The sequence below is a fragment of the Streptomyces sp. NPDC006923 genome (assembly GCF_040635655.1).
Taxonomy (GTDB): domain Bacteria; phylum Actinomycetota; class Actinomycetes; order Streptomycetales; family Streptomycetaceae; genus Streptomyces.
Genome location: NZ_JBEYIF010000003.1, coordinates 410,721 through 432,258 on the forward strand (window position 1 = coordinate 410,721; position 21,538 = coordinate 432,258).

15 protein-coding genes are annotated in these 21,538 nt (G+C 72.2%); 5 read left to right on the top strand and 10 right to left on the bottom strand.

What is annotated here, in order from left to right; genetic code table 11:
• Positions 1–225 precede the first annotated feature (225 nt).
• Together ABZ707_RS07770 and ABZ707_RS07775 are read left to right on the top strand one after the other, a co-directional pair.
• The gene (locus ABZ707_RS07770) at positions 226–639 is read left to right on the top strand and encodes an ATP-binding protein (protein WP_360169456.1); all 414 of its coding nucleotides are present in this window, start codon (positions 226–228) and stop codon (positions 637–639) included.
• 122 nt (positions 640–761) lie between these two features.
• On the top strand, positions 762–4,193 hold the full coding sequence (locus ABZ707_RS07775; protein ID WP_360169459.1) for a BTAD domain-containing putative transcriptional regulator: 3,432 nt from the start codon (positions 762–764) through the stop codon (positions 4,191–4,193).
• A 34-nt stretch (positions 4,194–4,227) separates the two neighbouring features.
• On the opposite strand, the gene ABZ707_RS07780 is transcribed toward ABZ707_RS07775, so the two are convergent.
• Both ABZ707_RS07780 and ABZ707_RS07785 read right to left on the bottom strand, forming a co-directional pair.
• Positions 4,228–5,250, bottom strand: coding sequence for a siderophore-interacting protein (locus tag ABZ707_RS07780; protein WP_360169462.1), 1,023 nt, complete (start codon positions 5,248–5,250; stop codon positions 4,228–4,230).
• A gap of 68 nt (positions 5,251–5,318) precedes the next feature.
• Complete coding sequence (locus tag ABZ707_RS07785) at positions 5,319–6,188, bottom strand: ABC transporter substrate-binding protein (RefSeq protein WP_360169465.1); 870 nt, start codon at positions 6,186–6,188, stop codon at positions 5,319–5,321.
• A gap of 486 nt (positions 6,189–6,674) precedes the next feature.
• On the opposite strand from ABZ707_RS07785, the gene ABZ707_RS07790 reads away from it, so the two are divergent.
• Positions 6,675–7,160: a TrkA C-terminal domain-containing protein gene (locus ABZ707_RS07790; protein WP_360169468.1), complete on the top strand. Its 486-nt coding sequence runs from the start codon at positions 6,675–6,677 to the stop codon at positions 7,158–7,160.
• A 6-nt stretch (positions 7,161–7,166) separates the two neighbouring features.
• The gene (locus ABZ707_RS07795) at positions 7,167–8,519 is read left to right on the top strand and encodes a cation:proton antiporter (protein ID WP_360169471.1); all 1,353 of its coding nucleotides are present in this window, start codon (positions 7,167–7,169) and stop codon (positions 8,517–8,519) included.
• Positions 8,520–8,640: 121 nt separating this feature from the next.
• On the opposite strand, the gene ABZ707_RS07800 is transcribed toward ABZ707_RS07795, so the two are convergent.
• From ABZ707_RS07800 to dhaK, 5 genes are all read right to left on the bottom strand, one after another.
• Positions 8,641–10,176, bottom strand: coding sequence for an SDR family oxidoreductase (locus ABZ707_RS07800; RefSeq protein ID WP_360169474.1), 1,536 nt, complete (start codon positions 10,174–10,176; stop codon positions 8,641–8,643).
• A gap of 121 nt (positions 10,177–10,297) precedes the next feature.
• Positions 10,298–11,743 (bottom strand): FAD-dependent monooxygenase, encoded by a 1,446-nt coding sequence (locus tag ABZ707_RS07805; RefSeq protein WP_360169476.1) that lies wholly within the window; start codon positions 11,741–11,743, stop codon positions 10,298–10,300.
• Between the two features lie 174 nt (positions 11,744–11,917).
• Positions 11,918–12,328, bottom strand: a complete 411-nt coding sequence (locus tag ABZ707_RS07810; RefSeq protein WP_360169478.1) for a PTS fructose transporter subunit IIA — start codon at positions 12,326–12,328, stop codon at positions 11,918–11,920.
• Complete coding sequence (dhaL, locus tag ABZ707_RS07815; RefSeq protein WP_360169481.1) at positions 12,325–12,963, bottom strand: dihydroxyacetone kinase subunit DhaL; 639 nt, start codon at positions 12,961–12,963, stop codon at positions 12,325–12,327. Before dhaL ends, ABZ707_RS07810 begins: the two co-directional genes overlap by 4 nt.
• A 418-nt stretch (positions 12,964–13,381) precedes the next feature.
• Complete coding sequence (dhaK, locus tag ABZ707_RS07820) at positions 13,382–14,374, bottom strand: dihydroxyacetone kinase subunit DhaK (RefSeq protein ID WP_360169484.1); 993 nt, start codon at positions 14,372–14,374, stop codon at positions 13,382–13,384.
• 535 nt (positions 14,375–14,909) lie between these two features.
• Between dhaK and ABZ707_RS07825 the strand changes: the two genes are divergently transcribed.
• Entirely contained in the window at positions 14,910–17,036 is a 2,127-nt protein-coding gene (locus ABZ707_RS07825; RefSeq protein WP_360169487.1) for a tetratricopeptide repeat protein, read from the top strand.
• Here the strand turns inward: ABZ707_RS07825 and ABZ707_RS07830 are convergent.
• From ABZ707_RS07830 to ABZ707_RS07840, 3 genes are all read right to left on the bottom strand, one after another.
• Positions 16,929–18,710 carry a hypothetical protein gene (locus ABZ707_RS07830; protein WP_360169490.1) on the bottom strand — a complete coding sequence of 594 codons (1,782 nt, stop codon included), beginning with the start codon at positions 18,708–18,710 and terminating at the stop codon, positions 16,929–16,931. The two genes, ABZ707_RS07825 and ABZ707_RS07830, sit on opposite strands and share 108 nt — an antisense overlap.
• Before the next feature lie 103 nt (positions 18,711–18,813).
• The gene (locus ABZ707_RS07835) at positions 18,814–20,598 is read right to left on the bottom strand and encodes a SpoIIE family protein phosphatase (protein WP_360169492.1); all 1,785 of its coding nucleotides are present in this window, start codon (positions 20,596–20,598) and stop codon (positions 18,814–18,816) included.
• A 125-nt stretch (positions 20,599–20,723) separates the two neighbouring features.
• Positions 20,724–21,524 (bottom strand): glycine betaine ABC transporter substrate-binding protein, encoded by an 801-nt coding sequence (locus tag ABZ707_RS07840; protein WP_360169495.1) that lies wholly within the window; start codon positions 21,522–21,524, stop codon positions 20,724–20,726.
• Positions 21,525–21,538: the final 14 nt, after the last annotated feature.

The following is a 21,538-nucleotide window of genomic DNA, read 5'->3' on the forward strand; positions in this document are numbered from 1 at the left end:
CAGGGATGCTACCAACCGGAGCGTAACGCTGCTATCAAGAAGCCGTGTCAATCGCTACGGCAAGCGGGCGGGCCACTTCGTCATGGACATGGAAGTCCGCCCCGGGACATCCACGATTGCCGATCACACAACCCGGGCACCAGCAGAAGGAAGGACCGAACGTGTCGCGAGGGCCTTTTGGGCTGTTCGAGCAGCCGCCGGTCCCTGACGAAGGGAGTGATCGCCATGCGTGCGCACGGGCATGCCCGACGGCGTGCCGCACGCGCCACGTACATTCTGGCGCAGTCGGAGGCATCCGCGCGCTGGGCGCGGCATCTGACAGCCGCTTACCTCAACCACGGCTGCGGCGAACAGATCTCGGCGCACCAGGTGGACGACGCGACGCTGGTGGTCTCCGAACTGGTCACCAACGCCACCCGCCACGGCAGGAGCGGCTGCCGGCTTCAACTGAGCGTGAAGCGCGGCCGGGTCACCGTCGAGGTCCAGGACAGCAGCCCCGTACGGCCGAAGCTGCGGACGGCGGACACGATGGCCGAGAGCGGCCGGGGGATCGCGATGGTGCGTGAGCTCTCGCGTCAGTTCTCCGTGCTCGGTGGACCGGGCGAGGGCAAGACCGTGCAGGCGGTCCTCGCCTGCTGAGCGGGCGGCCGGGGTCTCGGTTTCCTGAGCCGTGCGCGGCCGACACCTTCAGAGCCCGGTAACGCGGGCCCAGCCGGCCCAGCGGGCCCAGCCGGCCCAGTGAGCCCAGTGATCCGTGCGCTGTGAACAGGGCCTTGTGGGCCCGGGTCGCACCGCACCGGGTCGCACCGCACCGGGTCGTGGTGCTCCGGGGCCCGCGCGACAGCGACAATGGCCGTGTGACCTACCGCTACCGCGTTCTCGGTGCCACCCGGGCGATCCGACCGGACGGGACCGAGGCGCCGCTCAGCGGGGTGCGGCTGCGGGCGCTGCTGACGGCGCTCGCCGCGGCGGGCGGCCGGGCGGTGGACCCGGGGCGGCTGATCGCCCAGATCTGGGCCGGTGACATCGGCGCTCCGGCCGACGAGTCCGCGGCGCTCCAGGCGCTGGTGGGGCGCTTGCGGCGGGCCCTCGGCGGCGGCGCGGTGGCTTCGGCGCCCGGTGGGTACCGGCTGACGGCCCGGCGGGAGGGCATCGACCTGTTCCGCTTCGAGCGGCTCGCCGCGGAGGGCGCGGCCGCACTCGCCGCCGGCGACGCCGGACGGGCGGTGGTGCTGCTGGACGAAGCGCTGGCTCTGTGGGACGGGCCCGTGCTGGCGGATCTTCCCGGCCGGGAGACGGATCCGGGGGCCGTGCGCGCCGGGCAATGGCACATCGAGGCCCGGCGGAGCAGGCTCGCCGCCGAGGTGGCATGCGGCCGGCCCGAACGGGCCCTGGCCGGGCTCGCCGCCCTCGCCGCCGAACATCCACTGGACGAGCCTTCGCAGGCACTGCGGATCAGGGCCCTGCGCGCGGCCGGCAGGCCGGCCGAGGCCCTGCTGGCGTACGAGGAGATCCGCGCGCGTCTCGCCGAACATCTCGGCACCGGCCCGGGACGTGAACTGCGCCTCCTGCACGCGGAATTGCTGGCCGGCGACACGGGCGCGGAGCCGCTCTCCGCCCGTGCCTCCGCAGGCGGTTCCTCCGTCGGCCGCCCGGCACCGGTCCGGCCCGGCGCCGGTAATCTGCGTGCCCCCCTCACCTCCTTCGTGGGCCGGGAACCCGAGCTGACGGCGCTCGCCGCCGAGCTGCGCGCCGCGCGGCTGGTGACCCTGACCGGTCCCGGCGGGGCCGGCAAGACCCGTCTGTCCCTGGAAGCGGCCCGGGCGGCGGCCGGGGCCTGGCCCGACGGTGTCTGGACGGCCGAGCTGGCGCCGGTGCGCGACGCCGGGACCGTAGCGGAAGCGGTCCTCACCGCACTCGGCGCGCGGGAGACCGTCGTCCGGGGGCCGACCGCCACGGACGCGGCGCCCCGCGACGCCCTGACCGAGCTGGCCGAGCGCTGCGGGCAGCGCCGGATGCTGATCGTGCTGGACAACTGCGAGCATGTGATCGGCGCGGCGGCCGGACTGGCGGAGACGCTGCTCGGCCGCTGCCCCGGAGTGACCGTGCTGGCCACCAGCCGTGAACCGCTGGGCGTGCCCGGTGAGTGCGTACGGACCGTCGGGCCGCTGCCGCGGGAGGCCGCGCTCCGGCTGCTCGCCGAGCGAGGCGCCGCGGCGCGGGCCGGGTTCCGTACCGACGACGACCCGCTCGCCTGCGCCGAGATCTGCCGGGGACTCGACGGCCTTCCGCTCGCGATCGAACTGGCGGCTGCACGGCTACGGGTGCTCACGCCGCGTCAGATCGCGGATCGGCTCGACGACCGGTTCCGGCTGCTCGGCCGAGGCAGTGGCAGCCGTACGGCCCTGCCGAGACAGCGGACCCTGCGGGCCGTCGTGGACTGGTCCTGGGATCTGCTGACAGAGCCCGAACGGACCGTGCTGCGGCGGCTGTCCGTCTTCTCCGGCGGCTGCGCTCTCGCGGAGGCCGAGACCGTCTGCGCGGAGGAGGACACTCTCGGGCTTCTCGCCTCACTGGTGGAAAGTTCGCTGGTCGTCGCCGACCCCGGCAGCCCGGACGGCATGCGCTACCGGCTGCTGGAGACCGTCGGGGGGTACGCGGCCGAGCGCCTGGACGAGTCCGGGGAGCGTGCGGCCGTCGAGCGGCGCCATCTGACCGCCTACCGGGAACTGGTCCGCACCGGCGACCCCGGGCTGCGCGGGCCCGGCCAGGTCTGCGGACTGGAACAGTTCGAACGGGAACACGGCAACGTGCGCGCCGCGCTGCGTACGGCCGTCCGCCACCAGGAGGAGCAGGAGGCGCTCTGTCTCACGCTCTCGACGAGCTGGTTCTGGCAGCTTCGCGGCCACCACAGCGACGCCCGCGCCTGGTCGGCCGCGGCCTCCGCGCTCGGTCCCGATCCCTTTCTGCCGCCCGTACGCCCCGCCGTACCCCTGGCGGAGCCGTGCACGGCGCTCCCGCCGCCCTGGTCGGAAGAACAGCTCTGGGAGGCCCGGCGCGGGGTGCGGCTGCTGTCACTGGCGAGCGCCGAGGGGGACAGCGCCGACCCCGCCCGGCCCGGCACCCGGGCCCGGCTGGAGGCGATCGTGGCGGCCTACCGGCCCGGCCTGCCGCAGAACAGCAGGCAGCCGGGCTCCATGTGGTTCGCCGCCCGCCTGATGACGGGCGAACTTCCGGGGCTGCCGGAGACTCTGGGAGCGATGGTGCGCGCCTGCCGTGAGCGAGGTGAGGCCGGGAGCTGGGATCTCGGCCTGGCGCTGATGCTGCGGGCGAAGGTGCTCAGCGACTGTCCCGACGGGACGGCCGGCTCGGAGCGGGACGCGGACGAGGCCCTGGCGCTGTTCGAGCGGGCAGGTGATCTCGTGGCGATCGCCGAGTCGCTGGCGGCGCGCGGCGAGGCGTATGAACGGCAAGGCCGTCACCAGGAGGCCGCTGCCGATTTCGAACGGGCCATGGAGAGCTGTGCGCGGGTCGGCGCGCATGACCAAGTGCCGTTCTTCAAGGCCAAGTTGGCGTCCGTACGGCTGGAGTCCGCGGAGGACACGGCTGCCGGGGAGCGCGCCGAACGGCTGTTGCTGGAGGCGGTCGCGGAAGCGGGGGAGGGGATCGGCCGGAGCGCCGGTACCGCCGGTCTGCTGCTGGCCCGGCACTACGGTCGCACGGGGCGTACGGAACCGGCGCGGGCGCTGCTCCGCACCCTGGAGCGAGAGGCCGCGGACTTCTCCGCCCAGGCGCTGCTCGCCGGGACGGTCGAGGGGATGCTCGGCTGGCTGGACTGCCTCGACGGCGAGTTCGCGGGGGCGCGGGACCGGATACGGCAGGCAGTCCGGCGGCTGGACGGCCTGGCCCATCTGGTGGCCCCGGACCTGATCGCCGATCAGTTCCTCTGCGCGGCCTGGGCCAAGGCGTATCTGGGAGGGGCGGAGGACGCGGCACGGCTGCTGGGCGCCCATGACCACCACATGGAGCTGCCGGAGGGCAATGGCTTCCGGCTCTTCCCCTCGGTGCCTCCGGCGCGGACCCGGGCGCGGGCCGAGGCCGCCGTGCGCGCGGCCCTGGACGAGCGGGCCTATGCCCGCGCCCACGCCGAAGGCGGTCGCCTGACGGTGAGGCGGGCCGCGGCCCTGATCTGATCCGCGCCCGCACGGCCGCCTCCGGCGGATCGGATCAGGCCCGCCGCTCCTGTGCCCCGTCGGGCGCGCCCGTGGACCGGGCCTCGGCCAGGCGCTCCCGCGCCTCCGCGAGGTCCGCCTCCGTCGGCGCGTCGTCCTGGGTCAGGGCGAGCCGCCAGTAGCCGGTGAAGCTCACCGATCCTCTGCCGAGCCCGCGTTCGTCCACGAGATGGCGCCGCAGCGCGCGCACCACGCCTGCCTCACCACCGAGCCACGCCAGGACCGACCCCTCCGGGAACACCGCGTCCCGCACCGCGGCCACCAGCGGACTGTGTCCGGCCGGAGCCGTGCCGCGATGGAGCCAGTGCACGGTCACCTCCCCGGCCGTCTCGAACCGCTGCTCCTCCGCCGCGTCCAGCACCTCCACATACGCCACCGCGCGGGCACCCCCGGGCAGCGCCTCGACAAGAGTGCCGATGGCGGGCAGCGCCGCCTCGTCCCCGGCCAGCAGCATCCAGTCGGTCGTGCCGACCGGTACGGGGGCGGCGAAGTACGCCGACGGCCCGAACATCCCGAGCACCGCGCCGGGCGAGGCCGACCGTGCCCACCGGGTCGCCGGACCGGGACCGGCGCCGGCGCCCCCTGCCTCTCTGGTCTTTCTGGTTTCTCCGTCCGTTTCATCCTGTCCGTGCAGTACAAAATCGATGTCGATCGTGCCGCGCGAGGCGTCGTGCGAGCGGATCGTATAGCTGCGCGCCCAGGGCCGTTCCTCCTCCGGGATCGCCCGGAACGCTCGGTACCAGCGCGTCACATCGCCGTCCCGGCCGGCCCCGGGCAGTCGTGGGACGGTCTGCCCGGGGCGCGGGAAGTACAGCTTCACCTGCTGATCGGGCCCGTCGGCGGCGAAGTCGGCGAGGTCGGGCCCGCCGAAGGTGATCCGTCCCATGTGCGGGGTGATCCGTGTGACGGCGATCACCTCGACAAGCCGTACCGGCAGTGTCCGGGGCGCGGCGGGAGCGTGCCGGTCTCTGTCGGGTGTCAGACGAGAAACGTCGTGACGAGAAATGTCGTGTGTCATGCGCGACACGCTGGCAGCCGCCGCCGACACGACACCGACACGCCGGCGACAGCGCGCCCCCGTATGCCCTACGCCGGACCCACGGCGTCCGCCACCGTGGTCAGGAACCGGGCGTGTGCGCGATGGCTGCAGGGCGCCTCCGGGTTCCACGGCACGACCAGCGCCCGCTCCTCGATCGCGCGCCAGTGCGTGTTGCCCCGGAGCCGCTCGGGCGGCGCCGCGTTCGCACGCACATCGGCGAGTACCACATCCGGCTCCAGCGCGGCCGCCTCGGACCAGTCGGCCGTACGCCAGTTGGCTCCGGCACCCCCCACCGGGTCGATCAGCCCGGTGCCCAGTTCGCTGAGCGCCCGCAGATCCGGCCAGGTCTCCGGCCTGGCCAGATAGGCCGTATCCGGTCCGGCGGCCGACAGCGCCAGCACGCGGGGCCGGGCGGGCCGGGCCGTCGCCGCGCGGAGCCGGGCCTCCGCACGCTCCAGGTCCGCCACGGCGGGCTCGAACGCGGTCCGCAGCGTGCGGGCCAGCGCCGTGAACCGGTCTCTGATGCCGTCGAGCGGGCGGTCCTTGCCCACGTCCAGGACGACCAGCGGCAGCCGTTCCTCCAGACGCTTGGCCGCCTCCGGGTCGATGCCGTACACCTGCCCGCCGCCGTAGCTGACGGCGACCACCAGGTCCGGTTCCGCCGCGAACAGACCGTCCAGGTCGAACGCGCTGCCCGCGCCGAAGGAGCGCAGATCCGCGAGAGGTAACTCACCGGCTTTCGCCGGGTCGGGGGTGTCGCCGTCATGGTGGGACCCGAAGATCCCCAGGGGGTGCAGACCGTGGTCCCACAGCGTCGCGCCGGCCTGCACATAGGCCACCACCCGCGCCGGGTGCCGGCGTACCACCGTCAGATGCCCTCGGTCGTCCGTGAACTCCCAGCCGTTGCTCGGGTTCATGCCTCGCCTCGTTCCGCTTGTCTCGGTGCTGCCCCGTGCCCCGGGGCCTCTCGTTCGGATCTTGCCGGGCTCGCGTGCCCCGGCACCGCGCCTCGCGGCGTTCGGTACAGGAGGGAGTCGACGCCCCGCCTCGCGATCCACGCCACCCGACCCCGCTCCCTGTCCCAGCCAGATCCAAACGAAAGGCCCTTGGTGCTGTGCCATTCGTCCCGCGCGGTGCCCGTGTCACTCCGTGCGGCAGCCGTGCCCGGTGCGCCCGACCGCACCGCCCGTGTGTGATGTACACGCGTACGGGCTGTTCGAACGGGCGCCCCCCAACTCTCTGCCCAAACCGGGGACCGCGGACTCCCGCCGCACGACCGGGCTGAGGGTTTCCGGCGCGAATGATGGAGAATTCATGTCCGGCGGCGGGTCGGACCCTGTCCCGGCGCCTGCCAGGGGCCCCGCGCCCGAAGACCTCTCAGCACGCCCGCATGGAGCGTTCCCATGGAGCCCACCGCTCACGTCAGCAAAACCGCCCTGCCCGGGGTCGGTACCCGCTACGACCTCACCACTGAGACGGGAAAGCATCTGTCGGTCGTCGTGCACCAGGACGGGCGGCGCATTCTCGCCTTCCACGACCCCGAGGACGACGACTCCTGCAAGGACTCCACCGCCCTCGCCCCGTACGAGGCGAGCGCGCTCAGCAAGCTCCTGACGCCGGACCCCGTCGCCCACCTTCCGCAGCACCTTGAGATCGACCTGCTCACCGAACACATCCCGGTCACCAAGCGGTCGCCCTATGTCGGCCGGACCCTTGGCGCCACCCGGGCGCGGACCCGTACCGGCGCGTCCATAGTCGCCGTCCTGCGCCGCACCGACGCCTTTCCCTCGCCCGCTCCGGACTTCCGCTTCGCCCTGGGGGACACCCTCGTCGTCGTCGGCACCCGGGAGGGCGTGGACGCCGTCGCCGAACTGATCGCCGGAGGATAAGCGCCCGTGCACGAGACCACCACACTGCTCATCGAACTGGGCTCCGTTATTCTGGGCCTCGGCATACTCGGCCGGCTCGCCGGACGGGTGGGCTTCTCCGCCATACCGCTCTACCTGCTCGCCGGGCTCGCCTTCGGCCACGGCGGTCTGCTACCGCTCAACGCCAGTGAGGAGTTCATCGCCACCGGCGCGGAGATCGGCGTCATCCTGCTGCTGCTCCTGCTGGGGCTGGAGTACAGCGCCTCCGAACTCGTCTCCAACCTCAAGACCCAGTACCCCTCCGGCATCGTCGACTTCGTACTGAACGCCGTGCCCGGGGCCGCCGCCGCGCTGATCCTGGGCTGGGGCCCGGTCGCGGCGGTCGCGCTGGCCGGTGTCACCTGGATCTCCTCCTCCGGCGTCATAGCCAAGGTCCTCGGCGACCTCGGCCGTCTGGGCAATCGCGAAACGCCCGTCATCCTCGGCGTCCTGGTCATCGAAGACCTCGCCATGGCCGTCTATCTGCCGCTGCTCACGGCGCTGCTCGCCGGACTGAGCCTGGCCGGTGGCAGCGTCACGCTGCTGATCTCGCTCGGTACGGTCGGCGCGGTCCTCTATCTGGCGCTGCGCCACGGCCGGCTCATCAGCCGCGCGGTCTCCTCCGACAATCCGGAGATGCTGCTCCTGGTCGTCCTCGGGCTCACCGTCCTGGTCGCGGGGGTCGCGCAGGAACTCCAGGTCTCCGCGGCCGTCGGCGCGTTCCTGGTCGGCATCGCGCTCTCCGGTGAGGTCGCCGAGGGCGCGCACAATCTGCTGGCGCCCCTGCGTGACCTGTTCGCCGCCGTCTTCTTCGTCTTCTTCGGCCTGAACACCGATCCGGCCGCCATCCCGCCGGTGCTGGTCCCGGCGCTCATCCTGGCGCTGGTCACCACCGCGACCAAGATCGGCACCGGCTGGTACGCGGCGCGGCGGGCCGGAGTCAGGACCGCGGGCCGCTGGCGCACCGGGGGCACCCTGGTGGCGCGCGGCGAGTTCTCCATCGTGATCGCCGGGCTGGCGGTCGGAGTGGAGCCGCGTGTCGGTCCGCTGGCCACCGCCTATGTCCTCATCCTGGTGATCCTCGGCCCGTTGGCAGCCCGCTGGACGGAGCCACTGGCCAGGCGCGTCCTCCGCCGGTCCCCGGCCGCCGCCCCCGTCCCCGCGCCGCGCGCGGCGGAGACGGAGACCACGGAGGCCAAGTCGCCGGAGGCCACGCCGGAGACGGAGAGCCAGGGGACAGAGAGTCCGGGGGCAAAGAGTCCGGGGGTAAAGAGCCCGGAGACGCGGGCCCTGGACGTCACGGCGGGAGAAACGACCGACACGGCGTCCACACACGGCTGACCGGTCCGAACCGCTGTGCCGCGATCTGTCCGGGAACGGCCCTCGCAGCGCGGACCGCCCACCGGCCGTCCTTCGAGGGCCTGTCCGGGCCACCGGCGCGCACCGGCGCGCACCGGCGCGGTCAGGTCCTGGCCGGTTCCGGCCGGGCCGCCCCCGCCGCCCGGGCGATATTGCGCGCCATCCCGCCGAACACCGCCGCGTGAAAGGGCGAGACGCTCCACCAGTAGGCATGGCCCAGCAGCCCGTGCGGATGGAACAGCGCCCGCTGCCGGAACACCGTCCGGTCCTGGTCGTCATGGCCGACGCGCAACTCCAGCCAGGCCAGCCCCGGCAGCCGCATCTCGGCGCGCAGCCGCAGCAGCCTGCCCGGTTCGAGTTCCTCCACCCGCCAGAAGTCGAGCGAGTCACCGACCCGCAGCCGCTGGGCGTCCCTTCTGCCCCTGCGCAGCCCCACCCCGCCGGCCATCCGGTCGAGCCAGCCCCGCACCGCCCAGGCCAGGGGGAAGGAGTACCAGCCGTTCTCGCCGCCGATGCCCTCGATGACACGCCAGAGCGCCTCGGGCGAGGCGTCCACGGTCATCTCCCGGTGATCGGTGTAGAGACTGCCACCGGCCCAGTCGGGATCGGTGGGCAGCGGATCGCTCGGCGCGCCGGGCAGCGAGGCGGACGACCAGCGAGTGGTCACCTTCGCGTCCTGGATACGCCGGAGCGCCATTTCGACGGCGCGGTCGAAGCTGAGCAGTCCGCCCGGCGGGTCGGGCACATACCGGGCGATGTCCCTCTCGTGGCAGATGACCTCATGGCGCAGGGACTCGGCCAGCGGTCTGGCGATGGAGCGCGGGACCGGCGTCACCAGACCGATCCAGTGGCTGGACAGGCGCGGTGTCAGGACGGGCACCGCGAGGATGAGCCGCCGGGGCAGCCCAGCCACCGCCGCGTAGCGCCGCATCATGTCCCGGTACGTCAGCACCTCGGGGCCGCCGATGTCGAAGGCCCGGCTCACCTCCGCGGGCAGCCGCGCACAGCCGACAAGACAACGCAGCACATCCCGCACCGCGATGGGCTGGATGGAGGTACGCACCCAGCTCGGCGTCACCATCACCGGCAGCCGCTCCGTCAGATAGCGCAGCATCTCGAAGGAGGCGGAACCGGAACCGATGATGACCGCGGCGCGCAGCACCGCGGTCGGTACCCCGGAGCCGAGGAGGATACGGCCCACCTCGGCGCGTGAGCGCAGATGCGGTGAGAGGTCCCGCTCCGGCACCCGGGCCGGGGTGAGACCGCCCAGGTAGACGATCCGGCGTACGCCGGCGGCCTTCGCCCGCTCGGCGAAGACATGGGCCGCCCGGCGGTCCGTGGCCGCGAAGTCGCGCCCGGTGCCCAGCGCGTGCACCAGGTAGTACGCCACGTCGATGCCCTCCATGGCCGCTCCGAGCGACCCGGCGTCGGTGACATCCCCGCGTACGACCTCGGTCCGGCCGACCCAGGGATGGTCGCGCAGTTTCTCCGGGCTCCGGGCGAGACAGCGCACCGTGTGGCCCGCGTCCAGCAGTCCCGGGACCAGCCGGCCGCCGATGTATCCCGTGGCCCCGGTGACCAGACAGCGCAGCCCCGGGCCGTCGGCGCGTACCGCGCTCGGTTCCGTGTCCGACGTCATGCGCCCTCCTCGATCCCGTGATCGCCGGTGACGCCTGTCTCCGGACGCCGGCGTGCCCTACGCCGAGCCTGAGTCCGGAACGGACGATCAGCAACGCGGAACCGCAAACGGCGCCACGGCCTCAGCCGGTGGCGCGCTCCGGACGCATCGGCGGCTCGGCCGGTGCCGGCCGGACCGTACCGAACAGCACCGCTCCCATGACGCGCGGGGTGAAGAGCACGCTGACCGGAGCGGTCAGGGAGAACGCGGCGCGGAACGCCGCGCCGACGACCGGATTGCCGGGGGCGCGATCCTGCACCCGTGCGAGATACCAGGCCGCGGGCCGGTCCACCGCACGCGTCCTGGCCGCGTCGCCGGTGGCACCCGGCAGCTCCCTGTCGGCCCCGGAGGCGATGTCCCAGGCCTGCTGGGACGCCTTGAGCAGGCTCCGCTGCAGACGCCTGGTCGTCGGTGTACGGCGCCGGGCGGCGAGAGCGTCGCGCAGCGCGAGCGCGCTGAGCGCGGCGACCGCCATGCCCTGCCCGTACACCGGATTGAAGGCGCACAGCGCGTCACCGGTGGCGAGGAAGCCGGCCGGACGACGGCCCGGACGGTCGTACCGGCGGCGGACATTGGCCGTCGAGCGGAACGCGTGCACGGGCGATTCGGGCTTCGCCCTCAGCAGCCACTCGTGCAGCACCGGGTGGGGGAGCCGGGCCGCGAAATCGGTGAAGGCGGCCTCGTCCGAGGGCGGTTCACTGCCGCGCAGCCCGGAGAGGGTGACCAGATGTCGGCCGCCCTCGATGGGAAGCGCCACACCGCCGTAGACGTGGTCGCGGCCCGCCATGAAGTAGTAGCCGAGGCAGTCCGGGCCCTCGGTGTCCTCCCCGGCGCGATAGACCCGGGTCGCATAGGCGAGACCGGTGTCGAGCGTCTCCTCACGGGGCGGCTCCGCGCCGATCCCGGCCAGCCAGCCGGGGGCGCGGGAGCCGCGGCCCGAGGCGTCCACGACCAGATCGGCGTCCAGCGGCCGCGCGGTGCGGCGGGTGAGCGTGCCGCGCTCGCGCAGCAGAACGCCCCGGACCCGCGCCGAGTCGCCGAGCAGCCCCACGACCTCCTTGCCTTCCAGCGCGGTGATGCCCGGTTCGGCCAGCACCCGCCGCCGTACCAGCCACTCCAGTACGGGCCGGGAGCCGGTGAGGATATGGGCGGTGGGGCTGGTGCGCCGGTAGAAGCGGCTGGCCTGCCACTGCACAAGGTCGTTGGGCATGCCCAGCCGGGGCGCGCCGTGCTCGTGCAGCTCGCTGAGGATCCCGGGGAGCAGCGATTCCAGCGCCCGCTGCCCGCCCTCCAGCAGGACATGGGTGTGGCGGCTCTGCGGGACCCCCGGCCGTGGCTCGGGACCCTCGGGGAAACGGTCACGCTCGACGATGGTCACCCGGTCCGCGTGGGCGCCGAGCGCCCGGGCCGCCAGCAGGCCGGCGATGCTTCCGCCGATGACCACGGCGTGCCGCGCCCGGGGCCCGGGTAAGTGGAACGGACTGTTTCCTTCCGGTGTGCCGGTCTCCGGTCCTGCTGAGTTCGCCATGCTCGCCTCTCGGGGTCCTCGCTGCCGGGCGCCGAAGGCGCCCACCTTCTGTGACAGCTCAGTATCCCTATCCCTGCGTGACGAAGACCGGATCGCCACCACGGTGTGCCGTTCCGGCCGTGCCCGGCGGGTGACCCGGCCGGCGGCTCGGCGCCACCGGCCGCGCATCAGGACTCAGACCTTGCGGTACTGGTACGCCTCCACCGCCGCGGCCTCCACCGCGTCCAGGTCCCCGCCCGCCCCGGCGGTGACCGTGGCGGCCACCGCGCCCTCCACGAACGGGGCGTCGATCAGCCGGGTCCCCGCGGGCAGTTCGTCACCCTCGGCGAGGAGCGCCTTCACCGTCAACACGGCGCTGCCGAGATCCACCAGAATCGCGACGCCCGCGCCACGGTCCACCCGCGCGGCCGCCGCCGCGACCAGTTCGGAGCTGGTGCCCAGCCCGCCGTCCGGGGTGCCGCCGGCCGCCGCCACCGGAGCCGTCGTGGCGCCGCCCGCCAGCCCCGTGGCCAGCTCCACGACGGCCGCGGCGACCGCGGCGCTGTGCGACACCAGCACGATGCCGACCGGATGCTTCAGACTCATTCCGTCACTTCCCCGGTCGCGGCGGTCTCGGCGAGAGCGGCGATCAGCAGAGCGGCGGACGTGGCGCCGGGGTCCTGGTGCCCGATGCTCCGTTCCCCGAGATAACTCGCCCTGCCCTTGCGCGCCTGGAGCGGTACCGTCGCCAGCGCGCCCCGGTCGGCGGCCTCCGCCGCGGCCGCGAAGGACGCACCGAGCGCCTCGACCGCCGGCTCCAGCGCGTCCAGCATCGTCTTGTCGCCGGCCTTCGCCCCGCCCAGTTGGGCCACCGCCGCCACGCCCGTGCGCAGGGCCTCCGTCAACTCCGCGGGCGTGACCTCGGGCGAGTCGCCGAGTGCCTTGCCGGCGCGCCGCAGCAGCGTCCCGTACAGCGGCCCGGACGCGCCGCCCACCGTCGAGATGAGCTGCCGGCCGGCCAGGACCAGTACCGCTCCCGGGGCGGCCGGCGACTCCCTCTCCAGCACGGCCGTGACGGCCCGGAAGCCGCGCAGCATATTGCTGCCGTGGTCGGCGTCGCCGATGGCCGAATCCAGCGCGGTGAGCCGGTCCGCCTCCCGCTCCACCGCGGCGGCGGCGGTCGTCAGCCAGCGGCGGAAGAAGCCGGCGTCAAACGTCTTTTCGGGTTCCTGAACGGGCACGTGATCTCCTCGCGACCTGGGTCGTTCCCTGCCGTCCCTGCCAAACCTGCCAACCCAGCGGCCCCGGGACGTGCTCTCGAAACCCCCCTGGTCCGTGACGCCCGGTACGCACACGCGCTGCGCTGTCGACGTTATTTAAATACGTCCGGTACGAGAATGCTCCTCCGCCGTGCGATCACACGCACCGCGACAGCCCCGGCCACCTCGACGGCGGGTGAGGATCCTGCACTCGGGGCGGCCGGCGAGCGGGGCCGGACAGCGGATGGAGAGGCACCGGGCCCCTCGCGCGGACCGTGCCGTTCGGGGGGCGTCCTCATACGGAACGTACGTCCTCATACAGAACGTAGGGAGGCGTTCCGGCGCCGCGGCGCGGTGCCGTGGCCGTCGTCGCGAGCCCGCCGGGACGACGGGACAGCCCTCAGCGGCCCCAGCGGAGCGCCGCGGTCTCCACGGGCGCGTCCCAGAGCCGCAGCAACTCCTCGTCGACCTGGCACAGGGTCACCGAGCAGCCCGCCATGTCCAGCGAGGTCACGTAGTTGCCGACGAGCGTACGGGCCACCGGCACACCCCGCTCCCTCAGCACCCGCTGCACCTCGGCGTTGAAACCGTAGAGCTCCAGCAACGGGGTGCCGCCCATGCCGTTCACCAGCGCGAGCACCGGTCCCGACGGCCGCAGGTCCTCCAGGACGGCGTTCACGGCGAAGTCGGCGATCTCACGCGAGGTCATCATCGCCCGCCGCTCCCGCCCCGGCTCGCCATGGATGCCGATGCCCAGTTCCAGCTCGCCCTCGGGCAGGTCGAAGGTCGGGCTGCCCTTGGCCGGGGTCGTGACGGCGTTGAGAGCGACACCGAAACTGCGGGAGCTCTCATTCACCTGCCTCCCGATCGCCTCGACCCGCTCCAGCGGCGCGCCCTCCTCGGCCGCCGCGCCCGCCAGCTTCTCGACGAACAGCGTCGCGCCCGTACCGCGCCGCCCGGCTGTGTAGAGGCTGTCCGTCACCGCCACGTCATCGTTGACCAGCACCTTCGCGACCTGAATGCCCTCGTCCTCGGCCAGCTCGGCGGCCATGTCGAAGTTCAGGACGTCGCCGGTGTAGTTCTTGATGACGAACAGCACTCCGGCGCCACTGTCGACGGCCGCGGCGGCCCGCACCATCTGGTCGGGCACGGGGGACGTGAACACCTCCCCGGGGCAGGCGGCGGAGAGCATCCCGGGACCGACGAACCCGGCGTGCAGCGGCTCGTGCCCGGACCCGCCCCCGGAGACCAGCCCGACCTTCCCGGCGACGGGCGCGTCTCCCCGCACCACGACGCGGTTGTCGACATCGACGGAGAGTTCGGGGTGCGCCGCGGCCAGCCCGCGCAGGGCGTCCGCGACCACGGTCTCCGGCACATTGATCAGCATTTTCATGAGTGTCTCCCCGGTAGGCTGGCGGCTCTGTCTCTGACCATGGTCTCCGCAGGTCAGGCGGCCTGTGTCCACTCTGTGAGCCTGGCGTTCCACGGTGGCCCGAAGCGGCGTTCCGCGGTGCCGGCGCCGACCGGACACCGACTTCCCTGACGCATGGTCAGCTCCTTGGGGCGGGAGGAATGCCGGATGGCGGTTGCCCGTTCGGGTCCAGTATCGATCCAACCCCGCCACCCAGCACGGCGTGGGGACGAGGGGATTTTCGGCGGAGACCGTGCGCATCGGTTCGAGCTGAGCGACGTGCTGTTGGTTCAGCTCATGGGGGGCCACGGAAAGTCGCGGTCCTGATGCGCGTCGGGTGACCCCGCGATGCGAAATTCCTCCATGACTGGCCTCGCCGCGCGTTCGGGAGACCGGCAATCGCGCATCACTGGCGCCATCTGTCGGCGCGGGAGATCGGCGCGGGCTACGGTGGTGCGGAGTCGAGGGGGCTGGTGCCGCGCCGGCATCGGCGCGACGAGGAGCCGGGGGTTGTGGCGTGATTGATCCGCTGTCCATGTCGGCGGTAATGGCATTCCTTGGGGCGGTCAGCGCGGGGATGGCCAATGAGTCCGGTCGGCGGCTGAGCGAGGCTGTCGGGGGGATGGTGGCCAGGGTGGCGGGGCGGGAGGTACCGGCTCCGGCCGGGCAGGCGGAGCGGGAGGCCGTGGCCCGGATCCTCGTGGCGGAGGCGCGGCGTAATCCTGGCCAGGCCCAGGTGCTGGGTTCGCTGATGAGCGGTCTGCCGGACGACGGGGTGGTGGACGGTCCCGCTCCCCAGCTCCTGCGGGCACCGGTCCGGTTCTTCACCGACCGGAAAGAGGCGCTGGCGCTGTTGCGCAAGGAGGCGGCGCGGAAGGCGGACGGCCGGCCGCGGCTGGCGGTCGTGTTCGGGCCCGAGGGTTTCGGCAGCAGCGAGGTGCCCGCCTACTTCGGGGCCCAGGAGTCAGGCCGTTACCCGGACGGCACCCTGTACGCGGATCTGCGCGGGGCGTCGGCGGGCACGGCTCCGACCGCCGCGGTGCTGTTGCGGGATTTCCTGCTGAAGCTGCACGTCGCGGCGGAGCACATCCCGCCCGCCACGGAGGACCGGGCTGAACGCTTCCGTACGCTCCTGAGCGGCAGGCGGTTACTTGTGGTCCTGGATCACGCGCAGTCCGCTGCTCAGGTCCGACCGCTGATCACTGGGGCTCCCGGTGTGTTCACGATCGTGGTGGCCCGACGCCCGCTGACCGGTCTGGACGCCGTGCCGGTTCCGGTCGGGCCGTTGGCGGACCGGGACGCGCGGCGGCTGCTGAGTCAACTGGTGACCAAGCAGACCCTGGCGGCTGCCAAAGCCACGCTCCCAGGAGTGCTGGAACGGTGTGCCGGGTCGCCGCTCGCGCTGCGTGCCATGGTTCCGTATCTCGCCGTCCCGGTGCCTGGTGCGGGCGGGGGAGGGGAGCCGGTCCGGTCGGTCACGGAGGACCTGTACCGGCAGTTGTCGCCGGAGCTGGCCCGGCTGTACCGGATGGCCTCGCTGCGGCCCTGGCCCGCGCTCACCGCCGCGCCGGTCGCCGCTGCGGCGGGGGTGAGTGAGGAAGCGGCGGGGCGCATGCTGGCGGAGCTGGCCGAGCGGCAGTTGCTGGAGGAGCTTGCCGACGTGAGATTCCGCTTCCGCCCCGCGATTCGCGCGCACGCGGTCGAGGCTGCCGCCCGGGAGGACGGACTCGCGCGGTGCGCCGCCGCGGTGGCCAGGACCGTCGAGTATTACGTGCGCTTCGCCGTTCGGGCCGACTTCGCCGCGCTGCGGGAACGCCCGCACGTCGACCCGCTCTTCGACGAACTGGGTCCGGGAGACTATGAGGACGAGGGTGCCGCGATCGGTGCGCTGACCGCCGAGTTGGGCAATCTGGTGGAGAGCGTGCTGGCCGCCGAGGAGTTCGGGGACTTCAACACCGCGTGCCGGGGTACTGAGGCGTTGTGGGCCGTCCAGCTCAAGGCGGGCCGCCACGAGGCCGTGCTGCCGGCCCTGCGCGCCGGGGCGCGCGCTGCGGAACGGCACCTCCCGGGGACGGCGATGGCAGGCCGGATGCACACTCAACTGGCTTTCGCCCTGATGGAGACGCCGAGTTGCTACGGCGAGGCGGAACGTGAACTGGAGCTGGCCGCCGACGCGGAGGCACGGGCCGGCCATCTCCGGGGTCAGGCAACCGTGATCGAGTCGCTGGGCCTGCTGCGACTGCGTCAGTGGCGGTTCGCGGCCGCGCTGGAGTCGTTCGACGCCGCGGGCCGGGTGCTGGACGGCATTGCCGCCACGGACCGGGACGCGAGGCACCTGCCCCGGGCGCGTGCCTTGCTGGAACGCCATCGCGGTCGAGCCCTGCGCGGTCTCGGCCGGTTCGCGCCGGCCAGGCAGCGGCTCGATGCCGCGCTGGACTTCTTCCGGGCCCTGGATACCACCGAGCCGTACAACGAGGCCCGGGTGCTGACCGATCGGGCCGAGACCGAGCGCGATGCGGGCGACTATGCCGCCGCGCTACGGCTGGTCGATGAGGCCGCTCCGCTCCTCGGCGGACAGAAGGCCGCCATCCACCTCGACTACCTTGATGTCATCCGCCGGCAGTGCCTGGCCGGACAGGCGTGATCGGATCCGGTGTTCGCCCGTCCCCGTGCGTACGGTGAACTCCCCGGTCGCCCCGCTGGCCGCGTGGGCGAGGAAGGCCGACGCGTACAGCGCGGGGTCGGCTCCGGGATGGCCGCTGAGTTCGCCCCGCAGACCGTTGCGGTGCCGGACCGCGCAGGTACGTGGGCCGGTGACATAGGCGGCCAGTGAGCAGCCCGGGTAGTGAGCGAGGATCTCAGCCGCCCACTGCTGCGGGGGACCGAGGCGGGGGTCGTGCGCCTCGCCCTGGCGCCAGATGATGTCGGCGAGGTCCAGCATGCCGGGGTCGAGGCTGTCCTCGTGCACGGCCAGATGGCTCTCGCCCGGCCCGTCGGGTTCGGCCGGGGGCTCGGAGTACCGGCGGACCTCGACCGCGCCGTCCTCCCCGACGCGGGTGATGACGCGCAGCGGCGCGGTGTGCGGGGCGGGTTCGTAGGGAGGCAGGGGCAGCGGGTCGAGCAGTGCGGGTCCGGAGGGCTCCGGGATGCCGATCATCCCGTAGAACAGGCTCCGCAGCAGGGACGCCGACTGGCCGGGGGCCGACGTGGTCATCTCGGCCGGCCCGCGCGGTGGCCGGTGCGTGGCCAGTTGGTGCTCGAACTGCGGAAGCAGCGGCGCGTAGGGATCGAGCCGGGGAGCGGTGCGGACGAACTCCGCGACGGGCGAGGTCGGCCCGAGGCCGTCCAGGGACGCCGATCCGAGCAGCACAGGCGTGCCCAGGGCGGCGGCGTAGTAACTGACGGTACCGAAATCGCCGATCACCAGGTCGGCGGCGAGCAGTGCCTGCCGCCAGCCGGCCAGCGGATCCACGACCGCCAGACCCGCTCGTCTGGCCCGGTCCAGCCACAGCCGCACCTGCCCGGGGCCGTGCCCGGCCCAGATATTCGGATGGAGCACGGCCGCGACCCGGTATTCATCCACGGGCAGATCCGATGTCAACCGCCTCAGTATCAGGGGCAGTACGTCGTCGGATCCGCGGTCGCCGAACAGCGAATCCGGGTTCCAGGTCGAGTTCAGCAGCACCAGGCGCTGGCCCTGCCGCACACCCAGCGCCCTGCGGTACCGCTCCCGGTGGCGCCGGGCAGCCAGAATACGGTCGAAACACGGGTCGCCGCCGAGCACCGCCGTCGGGACGGCCTCGGGACAGGCAGCATTCAGCCGCTCGATCTGTTCGGGGTGCGAGAAGACCAAGGCGTCCGCGATCGGTTTGCCGTCGGCCAGCAGCCATTCCGGGGCCAGACCGAACACGGGGTTGTCGCCGGGCGCGCCGGAGACCGGGCGCAGTGTCTTGTTGTACCCGATGCCATGCGAAATAACGGCTAATTCCCCACGTATGGAGGCGAGTTGGCCTCCCAGGCTGGCTGAGATGGCGAGATCCACCGGGGTACTCACGGCTTGTTCCCAGGGCAGTACCGGTACGCCGATCGAATCGAGCAATTCCTTCACGCCGCTCTGGAAGGGCGATGAGCCCGTACAGGACGCGAGCAATTGGACGCGCAGATCATCACGGAAGAGAGGGAACACGTCGAGCAGCCGGGTCGCGGCCGTGACGTTGTGCACCACGAGCAGCACCCGTCGGCACAGACCCCGGGTGGTCCACCGGCTCGCGTCGTCACCCACCGGCACCCGCACCCATTCCCGCGGTTGTTCTGCCACTGGACTCCCCCCCTCCGCGGCCCCTCGGATCGTCGCCCCAACCTATCGGTCGGCCTCGACGGGATCTCGTCGTAGTGCCGACGGCAGGTGCGCCCCGCCGTGGTCAACGGTGGTTGGGCGGGAGGTCGAGTTCGGCCCAGATGATCTTGCCATCCGGAGTCCACCTGCTCCCCCATCGGCTGCACAGATGAGTGACGAGGAAGAGACCACGGCCGTTCTCGTCCGTGGCGTTGGCCTGTCTCTGGCGCGGCAGGCTGCCGCTGTTGTCGGAGACTTCGCAGATCAGCACCTGGTCCCGGATGAGCCGCAGCCGGACCGGCCCCGAGCCGTGCACGATGGCGTTGGTGACCAGCTCGCTCACGACCACCTCCGCCGCGACCTCGAGTTCGCTCAGGCTCCACTTCGCCAGCTGACGACGCGTCCTGGCGCGTGCCTCACCGACGAGGGACGGGTCGAGAGCGGGCAGATCCCAGGAGGATGTCCGGCTGGAACTGATCACCCGGGTGGCGGCCAGCAGCAGCGCCACATCGTCCGGCTGCCTTCTGGCCGACAGCATGCCGACGGCGCCGGCGCAGAGTTGCCCGAGGGAGTGGTCCGGCCGGCCGAGAACGGCCGCCAGGCGATCCATGCCCACATCGATGTCTTCGTCGCGGCTCTCGACGAGGCCGTCGGTGTAGAGGGCGATCAGGCTGCCCTCCCGAAGGGTCATGTCGATGGCGACGTAGGGCACGGTGTGAATGGATCCGAGTCCGAGCGGGGGACCGGCGGGGAGATCCGGGTAACTGACGTGACCGTCGGGGTCGACGACCGCCGGCGGCAGGTGGCCCGCGCGCGCCATGGCGCAGTGCCGCGTCACCGGGTCGTAGACGACATACAGACAGGTGGCCCCGGCCGCGCTCTGCGCGGTGTTCCCCGCTGTGTCGTCGGCCGCGACGAGGCGGAGGATCAAGTGGTCCAGATGAGTGAGCAGTTCGTCCGGTGGCAGGTCCATGTCCGCGAGGCTCTGTACGGCGGTACGCAGGCGCCCCATGGTCGCCGCCGCCTGGATGCCGTGGCCCACGACGTCCCCCACCACGAGCGCCACCCGCGCGCCGGACAGCGGGATGACGTCGAACCAGTCGCCGCCCACCCCGGATTCGGTGTCCGCGGGGAGGTACCGGGAGGCCAGCTCGACGGCGGAGCCCCCGGCGAGCGTGGACGGCAGCAGACTGCGCTGCAGCGCGAGCGCCACCGCCCGCTCACGCGCGTAACGGCGGGCATTGTCCAAGGACAGAGCGGCCCGGGAAATAATGTTCTCGGCCAGCATCAGGTCCGACACATCGAACGGCGACGGGTTGTCGGTCCGCAGGAAGATGGCGATTCCGAGCACCACCCCTCGTGCGTGGATGGGAACCATCATCATCGAGTGCATGCCGTTCTCGCGCATTTTCGCCGCCCGGCCGGGGTCGTGGGTCTCCCATGCCGGCACATCCAGTTCCGGCTCCAGATAGGACTTCCGTGAGAAATAAGCCCGGGTGAAGGGTGAGTCGGGCGGCACGAACACCGGCTCCTCCTTCTGCCAGATGCTCTCCGGAATGTCCTCGTGGATGGAGGCGGCGGCGGCCCGGTGGAATACCGTCTCGTCGTCCTTGTTGGTTCCCAGCTTCAACTTGGGCTCTTCGCCGAGCGGGATGGTCTCCGCCAGATCGACCGCGACATAGTCGGCGAGGAAAGGAACCGTGAAGTCCGCCAGTTCCTGCGCCGTGTGCAGGACATCAAGTGTTGTCCCGATGCGCGTGCTGGCTTCGCTCAACTGGACCAGATGGTTGCCGCTCCCCTCGCTTTCCCCTCCGTGGGCGGGTTCGGAACAGCCGCTCCGTTCGAACGGCTCGCAGGGGATGTCCTCCATCGATTCACCTTTGTGCTGTGCTGTGCTGTGCGGCCCCACTGACACCGCGAGGGGTCGCCCCCCCACGTTCTCCCGGGCGGGCAGCGGCCGTGCGGGAATTCCCGGCGGGCGGTTGCGGGATCCGGTCAGACGAAGAGCCTGAGGTGATGATCGGTGAGATAGTGATCAGCGGCCTGGAGCGGACTCAGTCCGCCGGCGCTGATCGACATGTCTATCTCCTCGACACCTTCGTTTCCCATGTGCAGGGTGTCCAGGCGGGCGACGGCCTCGGGGTGGATACGTTCCAGCGCCTCCAGACGGATGACCGGGCTGGCGTTGTCCACGGTGCCCAGCAAGCCCTTGGGCTCTTCGAGCGGCCGCAGTGCGTGGAGGCGGTTGAGGTACTGCGGGCGCCACAGGGGAATGACAAACCATTCACGTGCGGCGATGCCACGCTCCACGCGCGCGATGAAGCCGTCCTCGGTCCCGGGCGCGAACGTGTAACCGAGCCTGTCCAGACCGTACTCGCGCACCATCGTCGCGGAGAAACGACTGATACCGGCGCCGGCGTTGATTCCGCCGATGGCTGTTGTCATACGCTCGGCGACTTCGGGCCGGGACAGATCGGAAACGTTCCGCACTTCCTCGACGGGCACATAAGGCGGCACCGCCCAGACGCAATAGGGACGGTAATGCGGCGTCAGTACCTTGACCCGGTCCGAGTACCGCGACAGATACATGCCGTGGCTGGACGGCAGCCACGCGGACACCAGCACGTCAACGCCATTTTCCGCCTGGCGGCGGAACAGTTTCTCGTGGGTGGCTTCGACGCTGTTCACCCGATGGCCGTACGACTCCAGGACGCGACGGGTGACGGCAGCGGCAGCCCGGTGAAAGGAAAGAGCGATGTTGCCCACGGTGATCGTTTCAGGGGATGTGATTGCCATGATTTACTCCTCGT

Bases quoted from the DNA above. Each gene is read 5' to 3' on its own strand.
- ABZ707_RS07770 (WP_360169456.1), top strand. From the start codon at position 226: ATGCGTGCGCACGGGCATGCCCGACGGCGTGCCGCACGCGCCACGTAC.
- ABZ707_RS07780 (WP_360169462.1), bottom strand. From the start codon at position 5,250: ATGACACACGACATTTCTCGTCACGACGTTTCTCGTCTGACACCCGAC.
- ABZ707_RS07785 (WP_360169465.1), bottom strand. From the start codon at position 6,188: ATGAACCCGAGCAACGGCTGGGAGTTCACGGACGACCGAGGGCATCTG.
- ABZ707_RS07790 (WP_360169468.1), top strand. From the start codon at position 6,675: ATGGAGCCCACCGCTCACGTCAGCAAAACCGCCCTGCCCGGGGTCGGT.
- ABZ707_RS07800 (WP_360169474.1), bottom strand. From the start codon at position 10,176: ATGACGTCGGACACGGAACCGAGCGCGGTACGCGCCGACGGCCCGGGG.
- ABZ707_RS07805 (WP_360169476.1), bottom strand. From the start codon at position 11,743: ATGGCGAACTCAGCAGGACCGGAGACCGGCACACCGGAAGGAAACAGT.
- ABZ707_RS07810 (WP_360169478.1), bottom strand. From the start codon at position 12,328: ATGAGTCTGAAGCATCCGGTCGGCATCGTGCTGGTGTCGCACAGCGCC.
- dhaK (WP_360169484.1), bottom strand. From the start codon at position 14,374: ATGAAAATGCTGATCAATGTGCCGGAGACCGTGGTCGCGGACGCCCTG.
- ABZ707_RS07835 (WP_360169492.1), bottom strand. From the start codon at position 20,598: ATGGAGGACATCCCCTGCGAGCCGTTCGAACGGAGCGGCTGTTCCGAA.
- ABZ707_RS07840 (WP_360169495.1), bottom strand. From the start codon at position 21,524: ATGGCAATCACATCCCCTGAAACGATCACCGTGGGCAACATCGCTCTT.